The organism is Streptomyces sp. NPDC043908, assembly GCF_056435525.1.
This window is the reverse complement of record NZ_JBWKEI010000001.1, coordinates 781,294-803,829: the sequence shown is the minus strand read 5'-3', so window position 1 is coordinate 803,829 and position 22,536 is coordinate 781,294. Positions and strand designations below refer to the sequence as shown.

General features: G+C 72.2%; 17 protein-coding genes. 4 read left to right on the top strand and 13 right to left on the bottom strand.

Features of this window, described 5'->3' with window-relative positions; translation table 11 throughout:
* Window positions 1-13 precede the first annotated feature (13 nt).
* The 3 genes from AC069K_RS03715 to AC069K_RS03705 form a co-directional block, all read right to left on the bottom strand.
* Window positions 14-1,429 carry a hypothetical protein gene (locus AC069K_RS03715; protein ID WP_478611792.1) on the bottom strand — a complete coding sequence of 472 codons (1,416 nt, stop codon included), beginning with the start codon at window positions 1,427-1,429 and terminating at the stop codon, window positions 14-16.
* A gap of 15 nt (window positions 1,430-1,444) precedes the next feature.
* Window positions 1,445-6,676 (bottom strand): type I polyketide synthase, encoded by a 5,232-nt coding sequence (locus tag AC069K_RS03710; RefSeq protein ID WP_478611790.1) that lies wholly within the window; start codon window positions 6,674-6,676, stop codon window positions 1,445-1,447.
* A gap of 143 nt (window positions 6,677-6,819) precedes the next feature.
* Complete coding sequence (locus AC069K_RS03705; protein WP_358833817.1) at window positions 6,820-7,419, bottom strand: EF-hand domain-containing protein; 600 nt, start codon at window positions 7,417-7,419, stop codon at window positions 6,820-6,822.
* Between the two features lie 442 nt (window positions 7,420-7,861).
* Between AC069K_RS03705 and menE the strand changes: the two genes are divergently transcribed.
* On the top strand, window positions 7,862-9,049 hold the full coding sequence (menE, locus tag AC069K_RS03700; protein ID WP_478611787.1) for an o-succinylbenzoate--CoA ligase: 1,188 nt from the start codon (window positions 7,862-7,864) through the stop codon (window positions 9,047-9,049).
* Between the two features lie 81 nt (window positions 9,050-9,130).
* Here the strand turns inward: menE and menC are convergent, their stop codons facing one another.
* From menC to AC069K_RS03665, 7 genes are all read right to left on the bottom strand, one after another.
* Entirely contained in the window at window positions 9,131-10,243 is a 1,113-nt protein-coding gene (gene menC / locus AC069K_RS03695; RefSeq protein ID WP_478611785.1) for an o-succinylbenzoate synthase, read from the bottom strand.
* A 99-nt stretch (window positions 10,244-10,342) separates the two neighbouring features.
* Window positions 10,343-11,131, bottom strand: coding sequence for an SDR family NAD(P)-dependent oxidoreductase (locus tag AC069K_RS03690; protein WP_365110925.1), 789 nt, complete (start codon window positions 11,129-11,131; stop codon window positions 10,343-10,345).
* Window positions 11,122-11,838, bottom strand: a complete 717-nt coding sequence (locus tag AC069K_RS03685) for an enoyl-CoA hydratase/isomerase family protein (RefSeq protein WP_478611782.1) — start codon at window positions 11,836-11,838, stop codon at window positions 11,122-11,124. The genes AC069K_RS03690 and AC069K_RS03685 overlap by 10 nt, the downstream gene beginning before the upstream one ends.
* A 4-nt stretch (window positions 11,839-11,842) precedes the next feature.
* Window positions 11,843-13,678: a 2-succinyl-5-enolpyruvyl-6-hydroxy-3-cyclohexene-1-carboxylic-acid synthase gene (menD, locus tag AC069K_RS03680; protein WP_478611780.1), complete on the bottom strand. Its 1,836-nt coding sequence runs from the start codon at window positions 13,676-13,678 to the stop codon at window positions 11,843-11,845.
* Entirely contained in the window at window positions 13,675-15,195 is a 1,521-nt protein-coding gene (locus AC069K_RS03675; RefSeq protein ID WP_478611778.1) for a glycoside hydrolase family 88 protein, read from the bottom strand. The genes menD and AC069K_RS03675 overlap by 4 nt, the downstream gene beginning before the upstream one ends.
* 15 nt (window positions 15,196-15,210) lie before the next feature.
* Entirely contained in the window at window positions 15,211-16,338 is a 1,128-nt protein-coding gene (locus AC069K_RS03670) for an isochorismate synthase (protein WP_478611776.1), read from the bottom strand.
* Window positions 16,339-16,740: 402 nt separating this feature from the next.
* Window positions 16,741-17,382, bottom strand: coding sequence for a TetR/AcrR family transcriptional regulator (locus AC069K_RS03665; protein WP_478611774.1), 642 nt, complete (start codon window positions 17,380-17,382; stop codon window positions 16,741-16,743).
* An 82-nt stretch (window positions 17,383-17,464) separates the two neighbouring features.
* Between AC069K_RS03665 and AC069K_RS03660 the strand changes: the two genes are divergently transcribed.
* Window positions 17,465-18,484 (top strand): zinc-binding dehydrogenase, encoded by a 1,020-nt coding sequence (locus AC069K_RS03660; protein WP_478611772.1) that lies wholly within the window; start codon window positions 17,465-17,467, stop codon window positions 18,482-18,484.
* Entirely contained in the window at window positions 18,481-20,058 is a 1,578-nt protein-coding gene (locus tag AC069K_RS03655) for an MFS transporter (protein WP_478611770.1), read from the top strand. Before AC069K_RS03660 ends, AC069K_RS03655 begins: the two co-directional genes overlap by 4 nt.
* Window positions 20,059-20,210: 152 nt before the next feature.
* Here the strand turns inward: AC069K_RS03655 and AC069K_RS03650 are convergent, their stop codons facing one another.
* Complete coding sequence (locus tag AC069K_RS03650; RefSeq protein WP_478611768.1) at window positions 20,211-21,146, bottom strand: hypothetical protein; 936 nt, start codon at window positions 21,144-21,146, stop codon at window positions 20,211-20,213.
* On the opposite strand from AC069K_RS03650, the gene AC069K_RS03645 reads away from it, so the two are divergent.
* A complete protein-coding gene (locus AC069K_RS03645) occupies window positions 21,145-21,369 on the top strand; it encodes a MerR family transcriptional regulator (protein ID WP_478611766.1) in 225 nt (74 codons plus the stop codon). The two genes, AC069K_RS03650 and AC069K_RS03645, sit on opposite strands and share 2 nt — an antisense overlap.
* Window positions 21,370-21,543: 174 nt before the next feature.
* On the opposite strand, the gene AC069K_RS03640 is transcribed toward AC069K_RS03645, so the two are convergent.
* Window positions 21,544-21,888 (bottom strand): hypothetical protein, encoded by a 345-nt coding sequence (locus tag AC069K_RS03640; protein ID WP_478611764.1) that lies wholly within the window; start codon window positions 21,886-21,888, stop codon window positions 21,544-21,546.
* Between the two features lie 328 nt (window positions 21,889-22,216).
* Complete coding sequence (locus AC069K_RS03635; protein WP_478611762.1) at window positions 22,217-22,423, bottom strand: hypothetical protein; 207 nt, start codon at window positions 22,421-22,423, stop codon at window positions 22,217-22,219.
* Window positions 22,424-22,536: the final 113 nt, after the last annotated feature.

Sequence of the window (22,536 nt, the reverse complement as noted above, 5' to 3'; positions counted from 1 at the left end):
GGGGTCGACGGGGTCACAGGGTGGCGTCCGCGAGGTATTCCAGGGCGTCGTCGAGAGCCTCCGGCGTGGCCGCGCACGTGATCTTGTCGTCGTCCTCGAACCGGGAGATGCCGGGTTCCACGCGGGCTGTGGTGCGCCCGCAGGGACAGGTCCCGTAGTCCACCGCGACGTGGTCGCCGGTGACGAAACCGCCCCAGTAGACGTCCGCGGTGAGATCGAAGAAGGCCGCCCTGCCGCGCACGGTGCCGTGACGGGGAAGGGGCCTGCCGGTGCCCGGGTCCAGTACATAGGGGACGATCCACGGTTCGACGTGGTAGGCGCCCGCCGGACAGACCAGGCTCAGCATGATCAGTTCCACCATGGCGTAACACAGCCGTACGGACGGCACTCCGGCGAACCGGGCCACGTCCGCTGCCCAGTCCCGTGGCAGCGCCGAGCCCTTGGTGCCCCCGCCGGGCATGAGGACGGAGTCGGGGGCGAAGGCACCGTCGATGCCCTGGTCCAGCCCCGCGCGGGCCCACTGGTAGTAGGTCTCCCACAGGCTGAGCGAGACGATGCGCTCGCCCCGCAGCCGTTCGGCGAGATCGGCGGTGAAGCGGCGCATGTCCTGGGGCGCCGACCGGCGGCGAGCCAGGTAGTGGTCGCGCTGTTGCCGCAGCGCCACGGGGATCTCCACCTGGCCCGGGCGTCCGCTCGCCGCCTTGACGCGGGCGGCGAGCAGCATCAGGTCGGCACTGAGGTGGCCGGGGTCGAGGGTGTGGAAGTGGTCGGCGCTGTGGCGTGCGAGTTGCTCGAACATCGCGGTGGCGTGCCGGGCGATGCCGCTGCGCCCGCTGCGGTAGGAGGGCCACACGACGTGCACCGGCTCGTCCGGCGGCGTGCCCGGCGGGACGGTGTCCTGCCGCACGATCTCGTACAGCAGGGAGTACTGCTCCGCCGTGTGCGGTACGAAGGACATGGTGCCCGAGGTTCCGGAGGAGTGGGCCAGGCGCAGCCGGGTGCGGTCGTCGATCAGGGCCAGCCAGGCGTCGACGCTGTCGCAGCCGTCCGTGTCGAGGCCACCGAGGTCGACGGTGGTGAGCTGCGAGATCCAGCGGGTGAGCTGGTCGAACCGGCCCTGGGACAGCAGTGACGCGGGGTAGGACTTGTAGACGGTGTGGGGCAGGAGCAGCGGGGCCGCGTCGTCGAGCGCGCTGATGCCGTCGATGTGCTGCTCGTGGGCGAGCGCGCCGACCACCGGCAGCCGGTCCGCCAGTTCGGTGAAGCGCAGACGCAGCGCCGCGAGCTGGAGGGCGGCCAGCTCGGGCGCCGGCAGCCGGTGCATGCCCTCGCGGTCACCGCCGAACCAGCGCAGCGGGTCGTCGGCGAACTGCCGCACGTCCTGGCCTGGGTGGCGAGGGGGCCGGGCGCGCACGGGGGTGGTCGTCATCGGCGGATCACTCCTTCATACGGGCGGGAACGTGGCGGACGGGTCGGCCTGCTCCGCGAGTTCCGTCAGGTACGTCGCGATGTCGGCGGCGGTGGGACGGTTCCACAGCAGGGTGGGCGGCAGTGGGACTGCCAGACGGTGTGCGAGGTCGGTACGGAAGGCAACGGCGCGCAGGGAGTCCAGCCCCAGGTCGGACAGGGCGTGATGGGCGGCGACGCCGGCGGCCCCGCTGCCCAGGACGCGGGCGGCCGATGCCCTGATCTCCTCAAGCAGAGCGTCGTAGCGGCGTTCAGCGGGAAGCTGCCGCCAGGCCGGGCTGGACGCGGGTGCCTCCGCAGGGGCTGCCCCGGGCCGGGTGCGGGCCCGCAGCTCGCGCAGGAGCGGGGGCGTGGTCGGGCCGGCCGGGCCCTGTCCGGGGCCCGGTTCGGCCAGGCGGAACACCGCCAGCTCGCCGTGTCGGCCGGCATCCGCGCCCGCCCATGCTTCCAGGGCCTCTTCGCCGTCGAGGGCGTCCGTGCCCCGGGCCCGCAGCTCGGCGGTCACGGTTTCCGCTTCCGTGCCGGCGGCCATGCCGAGACCGCGCCAGCTCGTCCACGCCAGCGACAGGGTGTCGTGGTGCCCGGCGGCCCTGCGATGGCGGGCGAGCCCGTCGAGGAAGGCGTTGGCCCCGGCGTAGGGGCCCTGTCCCGGCAGGTGCAGCAGTTGCCCGGCGGACGAGTACAGGACGAAGAAGTCCACACTCCCGGGAGGGAAGAGGCGGTGCAGGGCGAGCGTGCCGGTTGTCTTGGCGCGCATCACGGTGTCCCACACGGGCGCGTCGGCGTCCGGCAGTAGCCCGCCGGCGGTGGCTCCTGCCGCGTGGACGACCCCGCGGATGGGCGGCAGGCCGAGCGCGTCGGGGTCCAGGGCCCGGCGCAGGCCCGTCTCGTCGCACACGTCGGCGGCCACGACTCGTACGGTGGCGCCGGTCTGCTCCAGCGCCCGTACAGCGGTGACGCGGTCGGCGTGTGCGCCGCGCGGCAGATCGCCCCAGTCCCGCCGGGCCGGCAGCCCGGTGCGGCCGAGGAGGACCAGTCGGCGCGCGCCGCGTGCGGCGAGCCAGGCGGCGGTACGCAGGCCCAACGCGCCGAGGCCGCCGGTGATGAGGTAGGTGCCGTCCGGGCGGCAGCGCGGCCCGCCGTCCGGGACGGGCGGGACCGGCACAAGCCGGTCGGCCCAGGCGGTGCCCGCCTCGATGGAGATGACGTCCTCGACGCCGGTCCGGCCGATGAGCCCGGTGAGGGCTGCCAGGTCGTCCGGGCCCGGGCGGGAGGGCAGGTCGATCACGCCGCGCCACAGGTGCGGCAGTTCACCGGCCAGCGTGCGGCCCAGGCCCCACAGGGCGCTCTGGGCCACCGCGTGCACGTCACGGGGTATCCGCGCCCCGCGCGTCACCGCCCACAGGGCCGCCGGGGTGCCGTGCTCGGCGACCGTAGCGGCGGTGCGCGCCAGGAGCCGTACCTGCTCAAGGGCGGCCCGGTCGGGACGGAGGGGGCTACGGGGCGGCGGCGCGACCAGAAGCACGTCGCCGGGCCTGATGCGGAGCCCTTCGGGACCGGGCAGGTGGTCGGCGCCCAGGGCCCGGGCGAAGCCGGGTTCGGACCCCACCGCCAGCACGCGCCCCGGAGGCCGCGCCGTGGGCTGGGACGGGAGGGGGCGGCGCTCGGTGGCGAACAGGGTGCCGCCGGTGCCGGCCCGGCCGGGTGTCGGGGAGGCGTAACGCAGGCCGCGCGTGCGGATACGGATCCGTCCGTCGGGGCCCACGAGGTCGAGATCGACGGTGTCGTCCACCTCGGACCGCAACCGGATCACGAGCACGGCCTCCTCCGGCACCTCACCGCACTCCCCCAGACAGGCAGTTGCCAACGCCGTCGGCATCCGCAGGCGCGGCGGGTCCGGCAGACACACCGAGGCAGTGGAGAAGGCCGCGTCCAGCAGCGCAGCCCACGTGCGCGGCCGTCCGGTGGGCGCGGTGACCACGGCGTACGCCGCGCCCTGCGCACGGACCAGTTCCTTGACCGTCCAGGCGAATCCCATGGACGGCACGCCCAGGTCCGCGAGCCGGCCGGTGACCAGTGCCGGATCCTCCACGAGGGCCTCGGGGCCGGGGCCGGTGAGCGGTGGCAGCGCGTCATGGGTGCACGAGGTGGCGTGGGCGGTGGTGTGGGTGAGCCAGGCGCGGGTCTCGGTACCGCTGTGCCGTGTGGCGAGACGCGAACGCAGCCGCAGGACACCGGACTGGAGCGTGACCTGGACGTCGCGGGCCGCTTCCACGGCGACCGGGACGGCGAGGCGTACCCCGGTCAGGCAGCCGAGGTCTCCCGGACCGGGGCTCGCGCCGGCTGTCGCGGTGGCGCGTGCGAGGGTGTGCAGCAGCACGGCGGCCGGCACCACCTCCGTCCCTGCCACGGGATGGTCGCCGGGGTAGGGACGGCTCGCGGTGTCCAGACTGGTCTGCCACAGGTGCAGCGGGTCGATGCCGGGGCCGGCGGTGTACTCGCCGAGCAGGGTGTGTCCGGCCGGATCGTGGTCGGCAGGGGGTGCGCTGCCCGCCTCGGAGAGGGCCGCCCAGTGGCGCGTGTGCTGCCAGGCGGTGGCAGGAAGGTCGGTGAGGGTGCCCTCGTCGTGGTGGGCCGTCCAGTCGAGCTCGACGCCCGCGCGGTACAGCGCCGCCGCGTTGGCGAGCAGCGTGGCTCGTTCGGGGGCGCCACGGCGCAGTGTGTGAGCGATGACCGGGCGCGGGCGGCCCAGGGTGTGCGCGTCCGTCAGGGTCTCGGCGACCGAGTGCGCGACCACCGGATGGGTGGACACCTCGACGAAGGCGTGGTGTCCGTCCTGCCACGCCGCCTCCACCGCGGGCCGCAGCCGCACGGGGGCCCGCAGATTGGTGGCCCAGTAGGCACCGTCGCGAGGAGCGTCGTCGCGCGGTCGCGGCAAGGCGGTGGTGTACAGCCGCAGCCGTGGTTGACGGAAGGTCAGGTCCGCGCAGCCGGCTTCGAGGGGGCCGGTCAGCCGGTCGAGCAGCGGCGTATGGAAAGCCGTGTCGCTGGCCACGGGCGGGGTGGGTGTCCCCTGGCCGGCCCAGACGGCCGTCAGGCGGTCCAGTGCCTCTGCCCGGCCCGCCAGTACGCAACTGGTGGGCGAGGCGTCGATCGCCGCCCACACGTCCGTCACACCTTGCGCTGCGATGCGCTGCTCGGCGACCTGGAAAGGCATGGGGACCAGGACCATGCCGCCGTCACCTGCCACAGTCCGCACCAGGGCGGCACGTCTGCAGGCCAGTCGGACGGCGTCCAAGTCGTCCAGCGCGCCGGCCACGGCCGCGGCGGCGATCTCACCGACGGAATGGCCGATCACCGCCGCGGGCCGGAAACCGTAGGACCGCCAGACGGCCGCAAGGCCGAGCTGCACCGCGACGGTGAGGGCCTGGACGCGTCCCGTGTCCCCGAGGTCCGCCGCCTCCAGCGCCTCGCGAGGCGAAAACCCCGCCTCCCTATGGAAGATGTCCTCGAACCCGTCCACCACGGAGGCGAAGACGGGCTCCTCGGCGAGCAGGGTGCGCCCCATGCCGGGCCATTGCGCGCCGTGCCCGGAGAAGACCCAGACCGCGTCTCCCAGGGGCTCTGCCGCAGTCATCCCTTCCTCGTTGCCCCGGGCGACGTCCCGCAGGGCGGCGAGCAGTTCCTCACGGGTGCCCGCGGTCAAGGCGGCCCGGTGCGCGAGGTGCGAGCGGTGTACGGCGAGGGTGCGGCCGACATCGACGAGGGCGGCCCGGGGACGGTCGGCCGTATGCCCGGCCAGCCGTTCGGCGTTCGCGCGCAGATGGGCCGCCGACGCGCCGGAGAGCGCAAACAGACCGCGGGCGGGTCGATGTGGTGCCCGAGAGGGTGGAGCAGGAGGCTCTTCCAGGATCAGGTGGGCGAGTGTGCCGCCGTAGCCGTAGCTCGACACTCCGGCCAGTCGCCGCAGACCGCGCGTCGGCCAGGGACGCTCCTCGGTGACCAGGCGCAGGCCTGCGGAAGCCCACGGTATCGCCCGGCTCGGTCCGGCGACGCCGGGTGTGGCGGGCAGCCGCCCGTGACCGAGAGCGAGGACACAGGTGAGCAGGCCGGCAGCGCCGGACGCCGCCTCCAGGTGGCCGATGACTCCCTTGACCGACCCGATCAGCAACGGATCGCCGCCCTCGCGCACCGCGCCGTGGACCGCGGCCAGAGCCGCCGCCTCCACCGGGTCGCCCGCACGGGTGCCGGTGCCGTGCGCCTCGACGTAGTCGAGGTCACCGGGCGCGATCCCGGCCGCGCGGCACGCGGACCGCAGCACCGCCTCCTGGGCGCCGGCACTCGGAGCCATGATGCCGGGGGTACGGCCGTCCTGTCCCACGGCGCTGCCGCGGATCACGGCGAGCACGCGGTCGCCGTCGCGATGTGCGTCGGCGAGGGGTTTGAGCACGGCGATGACGCATCCCTCACCGCGTCCGTACCCGTCGGCCGCCGCGTCGAAGGGCTTGCTGCGGCCGTCCGGAGAGGTTGCCCCGGCCTCGGCCAGGGTGACGGCGAGGCCGGGGCCCGCCACCAGCATCACACCGCCGGCCAGAGCGAGCCGGCACTCGCCGGCGCGCAGCGCCTGGCACGCGGTGTGCACGGCCACGAGGGAGGAGGAGCAGGCGGTGTCGATGACGGCACTGGGGCCGCGCAGGTCCAGTGCGTGCGAGATACGGTTGGCCGCGCCGCACGGCGAGGAGCCGATCCCGCTCCAGGCGCCGATGCCGGGCAGGTCCTCCAGGACCCTGCGGCCGTAGTCGTCGGCCCCGATGCCCACGTAGACGCCGGTGTCCGATCCTGCCAGGCCGCGGGCAGGGACGCCCGCGCGCTCCAGTGCCTCCCAGCCCACTTCCAGGGCCATGCGGTGTTGCGGGTCCATCATCGCCGCCTCGTCGGCCGGGATGCCGAAGAATCCGGCGTCGAAACCGGCGATGTCGGCCCGGTACGCGCCGCGCGACGGCGTGCTGTGCAGAACGCGCCGGGCGGCGGCGCCACCCCGGGCGGCAGCCTCCGCCCACCTGTCGGCGGGGATGTCCCCCACCACGGGTTCACCGCTCGACAGCCGTTCCCACAGCTGCTCCGGTGAGTCGATGCCGCCCGGGAGACGGCACGCGATGCCGATCACCGCGACGGGCTCGTGTGGCGGACGGGCCGGGACGTTGGGCATGAGCCGCGGAACCTCCTCGGTGTACGGCGGTGTCGACGGGTCGCGTGGGCCGACTCGTTTCGGACGTCCAGGGGGCGCGGACCGCACCCGCGGGCCGGGCCGACCGCATCGGCTGCGGTGCGGTCGGCCCGGACAGGGCGGCGTCAGAGCTTGACGCGCGTGCCCTCCCAGATGTCCTTCTGCCAGATGTCGCCGAACAGCCAGTTGCCCGGGGCGTCCGGGTCCGGGCTCGTGTAGTACTCCTTCCAGGCGGACAGCAGTTCATCGACGGACAGGCTGCCGTCGCCGTCGCGGTCGAGCTTCTCGAAAGCGATCCGGCTGTTCTCCGCGGAGGTGCCGAACGCCTTCTGGAAGCAGGCGAACTCCCCCGCGTCCACCGTCCCGTCGTCGTCCCGGTCACAGATCGACCACAGGGCTTCGGCCAGCGGCCGGAACCCTTCGGTGAAGCCGGCCTCGTCCTCGGCGAACGCGCGGCGCAGCCCCGTCCGCCATTCCAGCGGGGTGATCCGGCCGTCCTGGTTGAAGTCGACGGCCGCGCTGACGTGCTGCCAGAACAGCCCGAACGCCTTGAAGAGAGCCTGTGCCTTGTCGGAGCCGAACGGCTCGCCGATATACGCGACGATCCGGGCCGCCAGCGCCAGAGCGTCGGCGCTTTCGAGGACACCGTCGCCGTTCTGGTCGCCGTGTCCGAAGCAGACATCGAGCTTGCGGTCGAGGAGCTGGGCGACGTCCTGAGGGCTCATTGATTGGCCTCCCTGTGCCGAGGAATTCCGGGCCGGACATTGGTCCCGGACACGCACTTACGAAATTAGGCGACGCGGCACGGGATGCGCACAGCTAACGTGATAGTGCGCTTAACTTGGCTGTAAGGCGCCTCCGGCCAGCGCTGATCCGTCACACTCGGACGAAGAGGCCACACCAGCCGATCACTGGCGATGCCCAACGGCTCATCAATGATCAGCTGCCGAATCAGGGCAGTCAATAAACCCATCGACGCCGACCACTTCCGGTCTTCTCGGCATTAGTATTCTCGTATTCTCAAGCGAAAGTCTTATCCTGAACAGTGCCATCCCTACCGTCGACTCCCGCATTTCACAGGGCCGTTAGACTGGTGGTGGCAGGACCTGCGGCACGTACGGTGGGCCTGGGGACGTACCTCGGACGCTCGACAGGGGGGCGGCGAGCATGGTGGTGACACTGCCTTGTGACGGGTCGCCGGAGTCGGCGGAGGCCTTGGCCGCGGCGGTCGGCGCCGCGTTGGAGGGTGACGGTCCCGCGGTCCTGCCCGTGGCGGCCGCTGCCGCGCCGCCGTCGTTCGACGTCACCGCCGGCGTGCCCGACGGAACGGCGGCCGTCGTCGGGACGTCCGGCTCGACGAGCCACCCCAAAGGCGTGCTGCTGTCGGCCGACGCCTTGCGCGCGTCCGCGCAGGCGACGCACGCCAGGCTGGGCGGGCCGGGCCGTTGGCTGCTCGCGTTGCCGTCCTACCATGTCGCGGGACTGCAGGTGGTGGTGAGGTCGCTGCTGGCGGGGAGCGCACCTGTCGTCCACGATTCGCGTGGCGGGTTCCGCGCCGAGCATTTCCGTGCGGCCGACTGCCGGTACACCGCCCTGGTGCCCACTCAGCTCGTACGTCTGTTACGAGCGGGCGGCGCGGCCGTCGACGCCCTGTGTGCCTTCGACGCGGTTCTGCTGGGCGGCGCCGGCGTGCCGCCCGAGCTCGTCGACCGCGCCCGGGAGGCCGGGGTGCGGGTGGTGACCACGTACGGCATGAGCGAGACCGCCGGAGGGTGTGTCTACGACGGGGTGCCACTCGACGGTGTACGTGTGCGGGTCGTCGACGATCCGCGGCACGTCGACGCCGAAGGCCCCGCAGAAGGGGACACTCGAGGGACGATACTCCTCGGCGGACCGACCCTGGCCTCCGGGTATCTGGGCGAGCCGGAGCTGACGGCACGGGCCTTCTCGGACGGCTGGTTCCGTACGGACGACCTCGGCCGGTGGCGTGCGGACGGCCATCTGGACGTGCTCGGCAGGGCCGACGACGTGGTCATCACGGGCGGGGTGAAGGTTTCCCCGTCAGTGGTGGAAGCGGTCCTCCGTGAGCAGCCCGGGGTGGGCGACGCCTGCGTCGTCGGCGTGGCCGACGGCCACTGGGGGCAGATCGTGGCTGCGGCCGTCGTGCCCGAGGAGCCGGGTGCCCTCGGGGAGGGCGCAGAGGGTGAACTGGCGGGTGCGGTACGGGTCCGGCTCGGGGCCGCGGCCGCGCCGAAGGCCGTACGCGTGCTGGCCGAGCTGCCCCTGCGGGGCGTGGGGAAGCCGGACCGGAGAGCCGTCCGGGAGCTCTTCGAAGACGGTGGCGGCCGTCTCTGACCGCGCTCAGCCCTCACTCTCTCCTCAGTGGCCAGCTGTCAGCCCCCTCCGTGATCACCACATCGTCAACCCCCTCCGCGATCAGCCGTCCGCCGTCAGCCGCGCATGCCTCCGCGTGTGCGCCGCCAAGAAACCCATGTCGACCTCGTACGGGACAGGCTGATCGGGGACGTCGATCAAACCGTCCTTGGCCCGGGTCTCGGGGGTGACGATGTCCCGGTCGAAATACTTGTCCGAGCCGGAGTTGTCGCCGGGCAGGGTGAAGCCGGGCAGTGAGGACAGTGCGATGTTGGCCGCGCGGCTGACCCCGAAATCGTGCATGCCACCGCACCAGACCGGTGTCCCGGCCGCCAGACAGGCGTCGTGAGCCAGCTTGGCTTCCAGCAGACCGCCCAGCCGGGCCGGTTTGATGTTGACGACCCGGCAACTGCCGAGTTCCAGGGCCCGGCGCGTCCGCTTCGCGGAGTTGAGGCTCTCGTCGAGACAGAGCGGTGTGCGCAGGTTCTGTTGCAGTACGGCGTGGTCCGTCAAGTCGTCCCAGGCCAGGGGCTGTTCGATCATCATCAGGTCGAAGGCGTCGAGCGCCCGGAGGTGGGGGACGTCCTGGAGGGTATAGGCGCAGTTCGCGTCGACCATCAGCGGCAGGGTGGGGAACCGTTCGCGTACCGCCTCCAGCACGCTCACGTCCGCGCCGGCGCCGATCTTGAGCTTCACCCGGCGGTAGCCCTGGTCCACGTGGCGCTGGACGGTGTCGCACAGCCGCCCGAGATCGCGGTCCATGCCCAGGCTGACGCCCGATTCCACGGTACTGCGGGCGGCGCCGCCGAGGAGGCCTGACAGCGGGCGGCCGGTCGCGGCGGCCAGCAGGTTCCAGGCGGCCATCTCGATGCCGCTGCGGGCGAAGTTGTTGGCCTTGACCCGGGAGTACAGCGCGACGAACTCCTCGATGGTGTCCCAGGCACGTCCCAGGACGGCGGGCGCGAGGAAGTCGTGCATGACGGACCACACCGTGTCCGTGGTCTCACCCGTGTAGTACGGGTCCACGGGCGTCGGCGCTTCGCCCCAGCCGACCAACCCCTCGGCGCTTGCCCGCACCACCACGTGGCGCAGTGTGCCGGCGCCGTGGGTGCTGGCTCGGAAGGCATGGTTGAGGCGCAGCTCGATGACGTACAGATCGATCCGGTCGACGCGCATGCGGATACTCCCGCTTGTTGGGGTGACAGGTGTCCGGTTTCTGGTGGTAGTTGTCGGGATGGCAGATGTCGGTGGTAGGTGTCGGGGTCGCAGGCTGTCTCATGGTCTGAGGGACGAACCCCCGTCCACCGTCACCGTGGTGACCGTGAGGTGTGCCGCCTGGTCGGAGGCGAGAAATCCCACGACGGAGGCGATCTCCTCGGGATCCGCGAACCGCCCGCGCGGGATGCCGACGCGATAGCGGTCCGGCTCCCCGTGCAGCAGTGCCTCGCGGCGCCCGGAGACATGCCAGTTGGCGCGGGACATCGCGGTCTCGGTGGTGCCCGGAGCCACGACGACACAGCGCACTCCGAGCCCGGCGAGTTCCAGGCCGAGGCAGTTGGTGAGGTAGTGGGCCGCCGCCTTGGAGGCGCCGTACAGTCCCTGGCCGGTCTTGACGATGCCGGCGCTGTTCGACCCGATGGTGATGATGCGGCCCGCGCGGCGGTCAGCCATGCGCCGCCCCACCGCACGCATGCAGTTGAACGGTCCGTGGGCGTTGACGGCGAAGACCCGCTCCCACTCCGCGTCGTCGTACGCGGTGAGCGCGGCGACCCGGCCCAGCACCCCCGCCGCGTTGACCAGAACGCCGATCGGGCCGACCGTACGCTCGACCGTCGCCACGACCCGTTCCACGTCGGCGGAGTCGGTGACGTCCAGACGCATCCCGAGCGCCGATGCGCCCTGGCCGCGCAGCGACCGCGCCAGTGCGGTGGCACCCGCGTCGTCGATGTCGGCCGCCACCACGGACGCTCCCGCCGTGGCCAGGCAGGAGGCGATGGCTGAGCCGATGCCGCCGACCGCGCCCGTGATGAGGACGGTGGTCCCCGCGATGCCGGTCAGTCGCATGTCTCGCCCTCCCCCTCCCCCGGACCGAAAAAGGCGTCCAGCGTGCGTCGCTCGATGTCCACGCGCTCCACGTCCCCGCCCTGCCTCTGTAGTTGGCGCTTCAGGTATGCGGAGGTGGACGGGTCCGCGCGAGCGGTCTGCGCGGCCACCTCGACAGCGGCCGCCCGTGCCTCACCCCGTGGGACCAGGCGTTGCAGCAGGCCGATGCGGAACGCCTCGTCGGCCGGTACCCAACGAGACGTCAGGAGAATGTCCCTCGCCGCCGCCGGTCCGACGACACCCACCAGCCGGGCCGCCCCGATGGGGATGCCCATCTCGGCGCCCGGGAAGCGGAAGGAGCTGCCTTCGGCGCCGACCCGGATGTCGCACGCCGCCGCCAGCTCCGCCGCGGCGGCGACGCACCTCCCCTCGACGGCCGCGACGACCGGCTTCGGCGCGTTGGTCACCGCCTGGTGCAGCTCGGAGAAGGCCCGCATCCTGCACGCCCGCCCGGCCGCGTCCAATTGTTCGTGCCGGTCCGCACCCACGCCGAAGTCCTCTCCGGTGGTGGCGATGACCAGAGCGCGTACGCCGGAGTCCGCTGCCGCGTCCGCCACGGCCTCGGCGACCAGCTCGGCCATCGACGTCGTCAGCGCGTTGCGGGACTCGGGGCGGTCGAGCAGGAGAGCCCGCACGCCCAGCTCCAAACCGTCGACAACCTGGATCACGCGGTCACCCGAGCCGTTCGCCTTCAAGGACGGCGTCGACCGCTTCGGCCACGGCCGCGTGCACACGCTCGTGCACGGTGACGTTCGCCTCCCGGTCGGTGCGGACATGGATCACCGACACCCCCTGTTTTCCGACGAGTTCGGCCAGGACGGCATCCAGCTGACGGTGGTCGCCGGCGGAGCGGACCGTGACGCCGTACGCGGCCGCGATGGCGGGTATGTCGGCGGACTGCGGCGTGCCGAAGAGCGCCTCGAAGGTGGCTGGGGGCAGCCGCCGGGCGGGTGGGAGGAACGAGAAGATGCCGCCCCCGTTGTTGTCGACCACGACGAACGTGCAGCTGAGCGCGGCGTCCGCCGCGCCGAGCAGGGCACCGGCGTCATGCAGGAACGTGAGGTCCCCGATCAGTGCGACCACGGGGTCGGCGGTTGCCGCCGCAGCGCCGAGCGCGGTGGAGACGACACCGTCGATGCCGTTGACACCTCGGTTGGACAGAACGGTCGGCGGCCGGTGCCGAGGCGCGGTGAACCACTCCAGATGGCGGATCGGCATCGACGATCCGACGACCAGGGCCGTGTGCGGCGGCAGGGCCGACCACAGTTGGCGCGCCACGCGTGGCTCGGTCCAGTCGCTGTAGCTGTTGAGCACGGCGTCCAGGGCTTGCTGTGCGGCAGCCTCGGCGTCGGCCCAGGCATCGCGCCAGCCGGACGGGACGGGGTGCGGCACGGCCTCGGCGGCGGCGCGGCAGAGCGCGGTCGGATCGGCGCACAGCACCGTGTCGGCCCTGCGCTGGGGATCCCGCCACCGCCAGTCGGGGTCGACGGTCAGGTGCTCGATGGCCGGCTGGGCGAGCCACTCGGCCATGACGCGCGAGGCCCAGCGCTCCCCCAGGTGGAGCACGACCGACGGACGCAGCCGGTCGCGGGCGGCGGGAGCGCGCAGGATCGCGTCGGCGGCGGCCACGGTGGTGGAGTGGGGTGTACGGGCGCCCGAACGCGGGTCGGCGAGCACCGGCCAGCCGAGCGCTTCCGCCAGCGCCCGGATCGCCTCCGGGTCGCCCGCGCCGCTGCCCGCGACGATGACACCGCGCTGCCCGGCCCGCCCCGCCAGATCGCGGACGGCCTCCGGGGACGGGGCACGCACACCGCGTACGACACGGTGCCACGGCCCGTCGGCCCGGGCAGGCGGGAGTGGTCCCGGCTCCGCGACGAGGGGATCGCGGAAGGCGAGGTTGAGATGGACCGGGCCGGGCCCCACGGGACCGTACGCGGCTTCGGCGACCGCCCTCGCGGCCAGCGACCGCCAGAACACCCCTTGGTCCGGTTCGGGCACCCCGGTTTCGGCCGCCCAGCGTACGGCGGATCCGTACAGGCCGGGCTGCCGCATCGTCTGCGGGGCTGCCACCTGTTGGAGCTCCGGCGGCCGGTCGGCGGTGCACACCAACAGCGCCACACCGCCGAGGTCGGCCTCGGCGACGGCCGGGTGCAGCTCGGCGGCCGCCGTACCGCTGGTGGTCACGACCAGCGTCACCCGCCCGGTGCGGCGGGCGATGCCCAGGGCGAAGAACCCCGCCGAGCGCTCGTCGAGGCGGATGTGCAGCCGCAGCCTGCCGTCGGCGGCGAGGGCCAGCGCGAGCGGTGTCGAACGGGAACCGGGCGAGACCACCGCGTCGGTGACCCCGAACCGTGCCCACTCGTCGACCAGGGTGGCGGCGAAGGTGGCCTGGACGCGTCCGGCGTCCGCCGCCGCGCGGGACGCGCTCGCGCTGTCGGCCGACTGCTGCTCGGCGGCGTTCCGCCGGAGCCCCGCACGGCCCTCGAAAGCGGTCTGGGGAGTCTTCATGGCCGGGTCCAGTCCTTTACGGTGCCGAGCCGCGCCAGTGCGGCGCCGAGCTGCCCCATCAGGCCGTTGCCGACCCCGGAGAGCATGCGGTAGCCACTGCGCTGCAACTCCTCACCGCCCTTGTTCGACGGTGAACCGCCCGACAGCCAGCCGTCCTCGGTGAGATGATCCCCGGCCAGCACCTCCCACGCCCGCAGCGCCGCCGCGCCCTCGCGGCGCGCCTCGAACTGACCCTGCTCGGTGCCCAGGGCCAGGGCCGCGGCGATGCCTGCGGATCCGCAGGTCTCGGCGCCGGTCTCCGGCTCGCCGAGGTAGCTGTCCCAGATGCCCGAGGCATTGCGGCGGGACAGGGCCAGGGCGGCTACCCGTCGGGCCTCGTCCCACAGTCCGGCGGTGTCCGCCCCCTCACCGAGCTCCGTCAGCGTCCGCACCAGGCCCAGCAGGTACCAGGCGTAGGCGCGGGCCCAGTTGCGGTAGAGGTGGGTGCCGTCCGGGAGCAGGCGCAGATGCAGATCGTCTCCCGTGCACAATCTGGCGCTCCGCAGCCGCAGTTGCCGCAGGGCCGGCTCGCGCAGGGAGGGATCGGCCGTCGCCGCGATCGCCGCCATGGGATAGGCGACGGTGTACGAACCTTCGGCGGTCGTCGGTGCGTCCTTGACGCAACCCTCGTCGTCGGCCCGGACCCGCCAGGCCTCGACGGCCCGCTCCCGAGCCGGATCGAGGGGATCGAGCTTGGCGAGGATCGCGTACGGCAGTGTGGCCTCGATGCCGTAGAGGCGGTTGTCGGCCGGACGCCCGCGCGGATCTTCGTACCGCAGGGTGCCGTCGGGGAAGTAGACGGCCAGATGGTCCGCGAGCGCGGTGCGCGCGCGGCCGTCACCGGGAAAGGTGACGGTCAGGTCATACAGTGCATCGAGAACGCACCCCTCCATCCAGCCGAACGGCTGCAGGCTGCCGATCCCGGTAAGGGTGCGGTACAGCGCGGCCACGCGGTCTGCTGCTTCTGCGGCCGGGGTCGGGGCTGACGTGGCACCGTCGAGGCCGTCGAGGAGCAGTACGGGACGGCGCTCCGGGGGTGCCTTCGGGCCCGCGAATATCCACAGGGTCGGAGGTCCGTCGGTGAAGTCGCTGCCGTCAGGCGGTGGTTCGCCCAGGCTGAGCGACACACCCTCGGCCACGGCGAGCCGTGTCGCGTCCCGGTCCAGGGGCGCGTCATAGGGCTGGTGGCAGTCGGGGTAGCGGATGTCGTAGGTCGTGAGCCGATGGTGCGTCTTGGCGGAGTGTGCGTGCAGGCGCACGGCTCCCCGCAGGTCACAGGCGACGAACAGCCGCAGGCGCCCGGTCGCGGCCGCCGCCCGCAGGGGCGGCTCCAGCGGCGGCGGTTCCAGCAGGGTGGGACCGCCTTGGGAATGCGTCGCGACGGGAGCGACGGACCAGTCCAGAGGGGTGCGCTTATCGGCCGGGAACGGGATATCCGGCGCGCGTACGCCGGAGAATTCGGCAGTAGTCGATGCCATGACGCACTCCTCCGGTCAGGGCGCGATGAGAGCGGGCAAAAGGGCGTCGAGTTTCGCGCGGGTCTCCGCCAGCTCTTCGGCGGGATCGGAGTCGGCCACGATTCCGCTCCCGGCGAAGACCGTCGCGTTCGCCCCGTCCAATGCGGCGCACCGAATCGTCACGCACAAACAGCCGTTGTCCTGTGCGTCCACCCACCCCAGAGCCCCGCCGTAGAGGCCTCGATCCCAGTCCTCCACCCGGTCGATCATTTCGTACGCGGCGTCGCGCGGCCAGCCGCAGACGGCCGGTGTCGGATGCAGGGCATCCGCCAACTCCAGAAAAGACGGGTGGTCCGGTTTGAGTTCGACCGTCAGATGGGTCATGAGGTGCTGCACATTGGCGAGTTTGAGGATCTGCGGCTCCTTCTCCACGCGTACGTTGACCGCGTGGGGCGCGAGCGTGTCGAGCACCATGTCGCGCAGAATGCGGTGTTCCTGCTGGTTCTTGGGTGACTCCACGAGCCAGCGGGCGAGCTCGCGGTCCGAGGCGTCGTCACCGCCGCGGCGGACGGTGCCGGCCAGGGCCTTCGACTCCACGTACCGCCCCTGCTTGGAGAGCAGCAGCTCGGGACTGGCTCCGACCAGGCCGAACGCGGAGAAGAGATAGGCGCCGGGGAAGGTTTGCGCCAGCCGTCCGAGGACCTGCGTCGGCTGGATGACGGTGTCGCTCATGACCACCACCCGCCGGGCGAGCACCGCCTTGCGCAGCTCTCCCCGCCGTACGGCACCGGCCACGTCGGCGACGTTGCCGCACCACTCCTCGGGCTGCTCGACCGGCCGTAACGAATAGGATCGCGCTGCCCGGTTGATCTGCGGCGGAGACCCCAGGGAATCGAGGAGCGCACGGTGGTCGCAGCCTCGTGCCAGGCGCAGCGTGCGTTCCGGGACGGCGAGCCGGACGGGTTCGCCGCGCCGGAAGGGGAATGCGATAAAGCCGACCCCGCCTCCGTCCCGTAAGAGATCGGAAACGTCCTGGCTCGGGCGGACGGCGTGGTCTGCCACCTGCTCCACCCCGAGCAGGGAAAGCTCTGGCGAAGAGAAGAGAATGCGCTGGTCGGTGGTGAATTGAATCGCTGCGCGGGCAGCCTCGGATAAGCTCGGCACAACAACCCCCGTAGGTGAGCCGAAAAATGCGATGTGGCCGTCCTTGCCGGTCAGCGAGACTCATCGGCCACAGCGAACTCCGGGTCGAGCGTGACCGCGTTGTCGCGACGAAGTCAAGGGCGAATTCGCGCCACGCGAGATGTCGGTGATCCGGTGCGCCAAGGGTTCTTGGGGGCGTGACCAGCTAGAGGCTGGTTCTAGAAAGGAATTCCACGGGAAGCCTCGCGGCGGAGATTGGGCAGATACGCGTGCCCTCCGCGAGGGGTGCCGTTGAGGCAGGTGCCGCCGCAGCGTACGTATGGCCCCAGACCGCCGCGTGACGCCGCCCGGTCCCGGCAGGCCCCGGAAGTCGCGTGCTCGCGCCCCGTCCCGAAGTCGCGTGCTCGCCGCCCGATGCCCCTCCTACCAGCGTTCGGCGAGGAGACCGGGGCCGGGCGGCGGGCCCGGGAGCGGGCCGTGCCCGGCGCGCAGACCGTCGACCGCGATGGCGATGACGCGGCGGCGGGCGTGGGCGGCCGCGTCGACGAGGTCGGTCCTGCCCCGAACCTCGAACTGCTCGACCAGGGACGACTTTCCGAGCTGCTCGATGAGGAGGGACACGTCCGTGGCCGTGACGTCGGGCCGTAGCACGCCCGCCTCAAGGGCGCGTTCGATCAGGGCCCGTGTCAATTCGTCGGACCTGGTGAACTTCTCGGCCATCTCGTCGGTAACGGGGATCGTGCCGGCCAGCGGGCCGAGTGCACCGCCGCTGAACTCGATGGCGGCGGTGATGTAGTGGACGAGCCCCTCCCAGGGGTCTTCGTGCGCGAGCCCCTCCTCCACCGCCTGGATCCACTGCCCGAGCGACAGCGCGCACAGGTGCTGGAACAGTTCCTCCTTGGTGCGGTACCGCCGGTAGAGGCTGGCGATGCCGACTCCCGCGCGGGCCGCGATCGTCGCCACGGAGGTATGGGCGCCGTCCACGGCGAGGACCTTCTTGGCGGCTTCGAGGAGGGCACGGTCGTTGCGTTCCGCTTCGGCGTATCGGGGAGCTCGTCGGGCCATGGGCCCACTCTAGCCGCTTGCGAAGCGAATCACTCCGTTATACGTTTCAAACGAAGCGAAGCTATCCGTTTGGAGGGGTGCCGTGCTGTCCGTGGTGATGGAGGAGTTCGGAGGACCGGAGGTCCTGCGGGCTCGACAGGTCGAGGATCCGGTGCCGGGCCCGGGGCAGGTACTGATCGACGTCACGTACGCGAGCGTCACGTTCGTCGAGACCCAGGTGCGCTCCGGGAACGGCCCCTTCGGCCGCCCCTCGCTCCCCCGGGTACCGGGCAACGGCGTCGGCGGCCGGGTCGTCGCCGTCGGCGAGGGAGCGGACTCCGCGCTGCTCGGCACGGTCGTGGTCGCCACGACCGGCGGCGAGGGCGGGTACGCCGAGCGCGCCCTGGCGCGGGCCGACGAGGTCGTACCGGTCCCGCCCGGCCTCGCCCTCAGGGACGCGGTCGCCCTGCTCGCCGACGGCCGCACCGCCCTCCTGCTCTTCCGTCAGGCGGAGGTCCAGCCGGGCGAGAAGGTCCTCGTGGAGGCCGCGGCCGGCGGTGTCGGCAGTCTCCTGGTCCAGTTGGCGGTGCACGCGGGCGCCCGCGTGGTCGGTGCCGCGCGTGGCGACCGGAAGGCCGAGCTGGTCGTCTCCCTCGGCGCGTCCTACGTCGACTACTCACGGGAGTCCTGGCTCCGCCAGGTCCGGGAGGCGGCCGGCGGCGGTGAACTCGACGTCGCCTTCGACGGGGTGGGCGGGGCGATCGGCACCGCGGCGGCAGGCGCGCTCCGCGCCGGAGGGCGCATCAGCCTGTACGGCATGGCGAGTGGCGCGGACGCCACCCTCGACGAGGACGACCTGGCCGCCCGGGGCATCCGCGCCCTCGGTCTCTTCGCCGCGCCGGGTCCCGCCGAGACCCACCCCCTCATCGGGCAGGCCCTGCGACTCGCGACGGAGGGCGTCCTCCGGCCGGTCATCGGCCAGGTCTTCCCGCTCACCGCGGCGGCGAAGGCGCACGCCGCGATCGAGGCGCGGGCCACCCTGGGCAAGACCCTGCTCGCCGTCGGCGACCGGGAGGCCGCCACGGAAGGCTCCGCGAGCGGCACGGCGAACGGCGACCGATGAACACCGGAGCCCGCACACCACCCGAGCGGGCGGGCGTCCGCGAGTGGACCGCGCTCGCGGTCCTCGGCGTCCCGGCCGTCCTGGTCATGATGAACATGTCAGTGCTCTACCTGGCGCTCCCGACGCTCGGCCGGGACCTGCACCCCAGTGGGCCCCAACTGCTGTGGATCACCGACATCTACGGCTTCATGGTCGCCGGCGCCCTCATCACCATGGGCACACTCGGGGACCGTATCGGCCACCGCAGGATCCTGCTGTTCGGGGCCGTCGCCTTCACCGCCGCCTCGGTCTTCGCGGCGTACGCGAACAGCGCGGGCATGCTCGTCGCCGCACGTGCCGTCCAGGGCGTCGCGGCCGCCTCCCTCGCACCCTCCTCGCTCTCCGTGATCCGCAACCTCTTCCGGAACCCGGCGCAGCGCACCCTCGCCATCACCATCTGGATGATGAGCTTCATGGGCGGCGGGGCGCTCGGCCCGCTCGTAGGCGGCGTGCTCCTCCAGTACTTCTGGTGGGGTTCCGTCTTCCTCGTCGCCGTGCCGACCATGCTGGTTCTGCTCCTCACCGCGCCGTTCCTGGTACCGGAGTTCCGCTCGTCCGGGAGCGGGCGGCCGGATCTCGTCAGCGTCGTGATGTCCCTGCTGGCCCCGCTGGCGATCGTGTATGGGATCAAGGGCGTCGCCGCGGACGGCCCCGGGCTCTCCCCGCTGGGCTTCATCGTTCTCGGCCTGGTCGTCGGCTGGGCTTTCATACGCCGCCAACGGCGGCTCGCCGAGCCCCTGCTCGACCTCTCCCTCTTCCGTATCCCCGCGTTCGCGGTCTCAGCGGGAGGCATGATCGTCGTCGGCATGCTCCTCTTCGGTACGAGCCTCCTCACCTCGCAGTACCTGCAACTGGTGCTGGGCTTCGGGCCCCTGGAGGCGGGTCTGTGGCAGCTGCCGACCGCCCTGGGCGGCACCGTCGTCGCGCTGTGGGTCTCCGGTCTGGCCGCCCGTTTCCAGCCGGTCGTGCTGATGAGCGCGGGAGCGGCTCTTGCCGTCCTCGGGCCGGTCATGCTCACCCAGGTCGACGGCGGCCCCGGCTTCCTGGCGGCCGGTTCGCTGCTCCTCTTCGCGGGCCTCACGCCGTTCATGGCGCTGGGCACCGGTCTGGTCGTGGGCGCGGTACCGCCCGAGCGGGCCGGTGCCGCCTCGGCCATCTCCGAGACGGGCGCGGAGCTCGGCGGCGCGCTGGGCATCGCCACGCTCGGCAGTGTGGCCACCGCCGTCTACGGCGGTTACATGGCCGGCCACCTGCCGCCCGGCCTGCCCGCAGACCTCGCCGGGCCCGCCGGTGAGACCCTGCCCGCGGCCCTGGAGGCCGCCCGCGGGTTACCCGGGGATCCCGGCTCCGCGCTGGCGGACACCGCCCGCGCCGCGTTCACCCACAGCCTCCATGTGCACGCGCTCATCCTGATCCCCCTGCTGCTCGCCCTCTCGGGCCTCACGCTCACGCTGCGCCGCCGCGGGGAGCGGGACCCGCAGGACCGACCCTCGCCCGACGACCGGGCCGCCGCCCCCGCGCGGGTCGCCGACTGAAAGGGGCCACGCCCGTCAGGGTCGAGGTGTACTTCGGCACCCTGTGCCCCTGGTGCTGCATCGGGAAGAGGAGGCCGACGACCCACCAACTCAGGGCCTCGAAAGCCCCCACCGACGCGGAAGCTCCTTGGAGTGCGGGCCACCTCGCGCGCTCACTCACAGCCCAGCACCGGCCGACGCAGGCTGAGGCCCGCACCCACGACGGCCCCGACGGCGATCAGGCCCGCGGCACAGAGCGTCGTGGCGTCGGGGTGGACCAGCGACTGGCCGCGGAGCGCCTGCCAGGTCACCAGGGCCAGCAACGCCGCGTACGCCGCACCGGTGACCGCGACCAGACGGGCGCGGGCCCGCTCGTCGCGGAGCCGTGGGACGCGAGCACTGAGCGTGAGCATGCCCAGGAGAGCCAGCGGGATCAGCTGGAGGGCGTGCATCCCCACGAAGTGCGGGATCCGCAGGTCACCGCCGTTCGTGGACCAGCCGGTCACCGGCATCGACGGCCCGCCGTCGGGCACGCCCACGCTGTGCGCCCCGAAGATGCCGGAAGTCTCGCGCATCTGGGCGGGAGTCGGCCGCGTCATCAGGAAGCCGAGCCCCATGCCTGTCAGGCCGAGGGCGGCCCCGATTCTGATCGCCCGGGCGGCCGCGCGGTCCGCGATCGTACTGCGAAACAGGAGTACAGCGACGATCACTGTGGCGAGCCACACGACCGTGATCGTCGTGGCCATGACGTCGTAGAGGGCCGAGTCGAACGGGGTCCGGAAGTTGAAGTGGCTACGCCTGCCGCGGACGACCTGGCCGGTGATGCTCACCGTCTCTATCACGCAACCCGTCGCGATCACGGTTCCAGCCCACCACGCCAACCGGCTTCCACGGGTGAGGAATTGGAGCAACCAGGCCAGCGTCAACGAGTAGACCGCGATCGAAAGCGCGAACTTCAGCGGCTTCGCCCAGATCGGGGCGGCGGCCAACACGCGGTCGTCCACGAGCAGTCCTATGACGGAGACGGCGGCCAGGACGGCCATCGCTCCGGTGAGGACCACCAGCGGTCGATGCCAGGAGCGCAGGGCGGCGGCAGAGGAGAAGTTCATGGGCACGGGCATGGGGACCCCTGAGGAGAATGGTTGGCGTTACCATCCGCTATCCGATAGTGGGACTGTCTACGACGTCTCCCACGAGCACAGGTTGCGGCTGGTGCGTGCGCTGATCGCTGTGGGCGGTCTCTCGGTACAGGCCACGGTCGGCGAAGTGCTCGGCGCGGTCGACGACCTGGGCCAGTCCCTCCATGACGTGCGGGCGCGCTGGCGGCTGTGAGCCGGGCCGGCCACGGTGACTCCACCGAGCAGGACGCCTCGGCTGCGTGTACGGCGAGGAGGGCGGCGGCCGCGTGCACGTGCGCCGCGAGAGCAGGTACCCGGGCCGCTGCGGCGGGGCGGCCCAGGTACCTCTTTTTGTGTAAGCCAATGCCGCGGAATGAAAACGCTCGATTTACGGGTAGGTAAATATGGCAGTCGCCACCCAGGTGCCATTCTGTGCGTGAGCCGCGACATAGGCCTTGAGTCCTGTCTGCAGGAAGCCGGATCGGTAGGGGCTCTGCGTGAGGTCGAACGTGACGTCCCCGTCGGCGGTGGCCAACACGAGGGAACCTGTGTTCACGGCGGAGATCTTGCCGCTGAAGCCCACGGTCGCGGACCACGCCGAGTCGGCCACGCGGCCGAGACGCGCGACGTGCTGGGTCGGAGCCGCCTGCGCCATCGGACCGCACACGGTCAGTACGCCGACCATGCCGACGGCCACAATGGCGAGCTTGGCGATCTTCCCGGAATTTCGCATTGCAGTCCCTTTCGTAAGGATGCCGAGTTGGCCGAGTCGAACTCCGGCGGATACGGGCCGACTGTCCGGACGCTAACAGCACGCCCTACGCATGTGCGATTTTCTTTCGCGTTCCTTTCGCGTTCCTTTCACGATTCCCTTTCGGGTTCCTTCTCATAGAGGTGGGTGGCACGGACGAACCCTGGCGCGCTGGCGCCGAACGCCGAAGGAGGTCCCCCACCCGATCGGTGCCCACCGGGCGCACCGACGGGACGATGCCCGGAACCGGCTGAGGACCCACGTCCCACAACGCCATGGGCAGCGCCGATCGGGCGGTGCCCGCCGTGCGTCACGCCTGGAGCCGCCGGTCCACCACCGTGCGCAGCTTCCCGCTCGCGGCGCTGCGTTCGAAGCTTCCCGAGCCGACTGCCTCGACCGACAGGTCGAGCAGCCTCTCGGTGGTCACCGCTTGGTGCAGCTCCGGGTAGTTGGCGAGCAGTGTCGCGAGCAGCTCGAAGCGGGGCGAGGTGCGGCCGCACCCGCATGCACCCTCCACCCACCGGCCGAGGTCACCCTGTATCTGCCGGTGACCACTGCTGATACGAGCCACATCGCGGCGGCCGGTTCGGAAGGCTCGGCAGGCATGCCGTCCCGGCCGCAGGGACATGC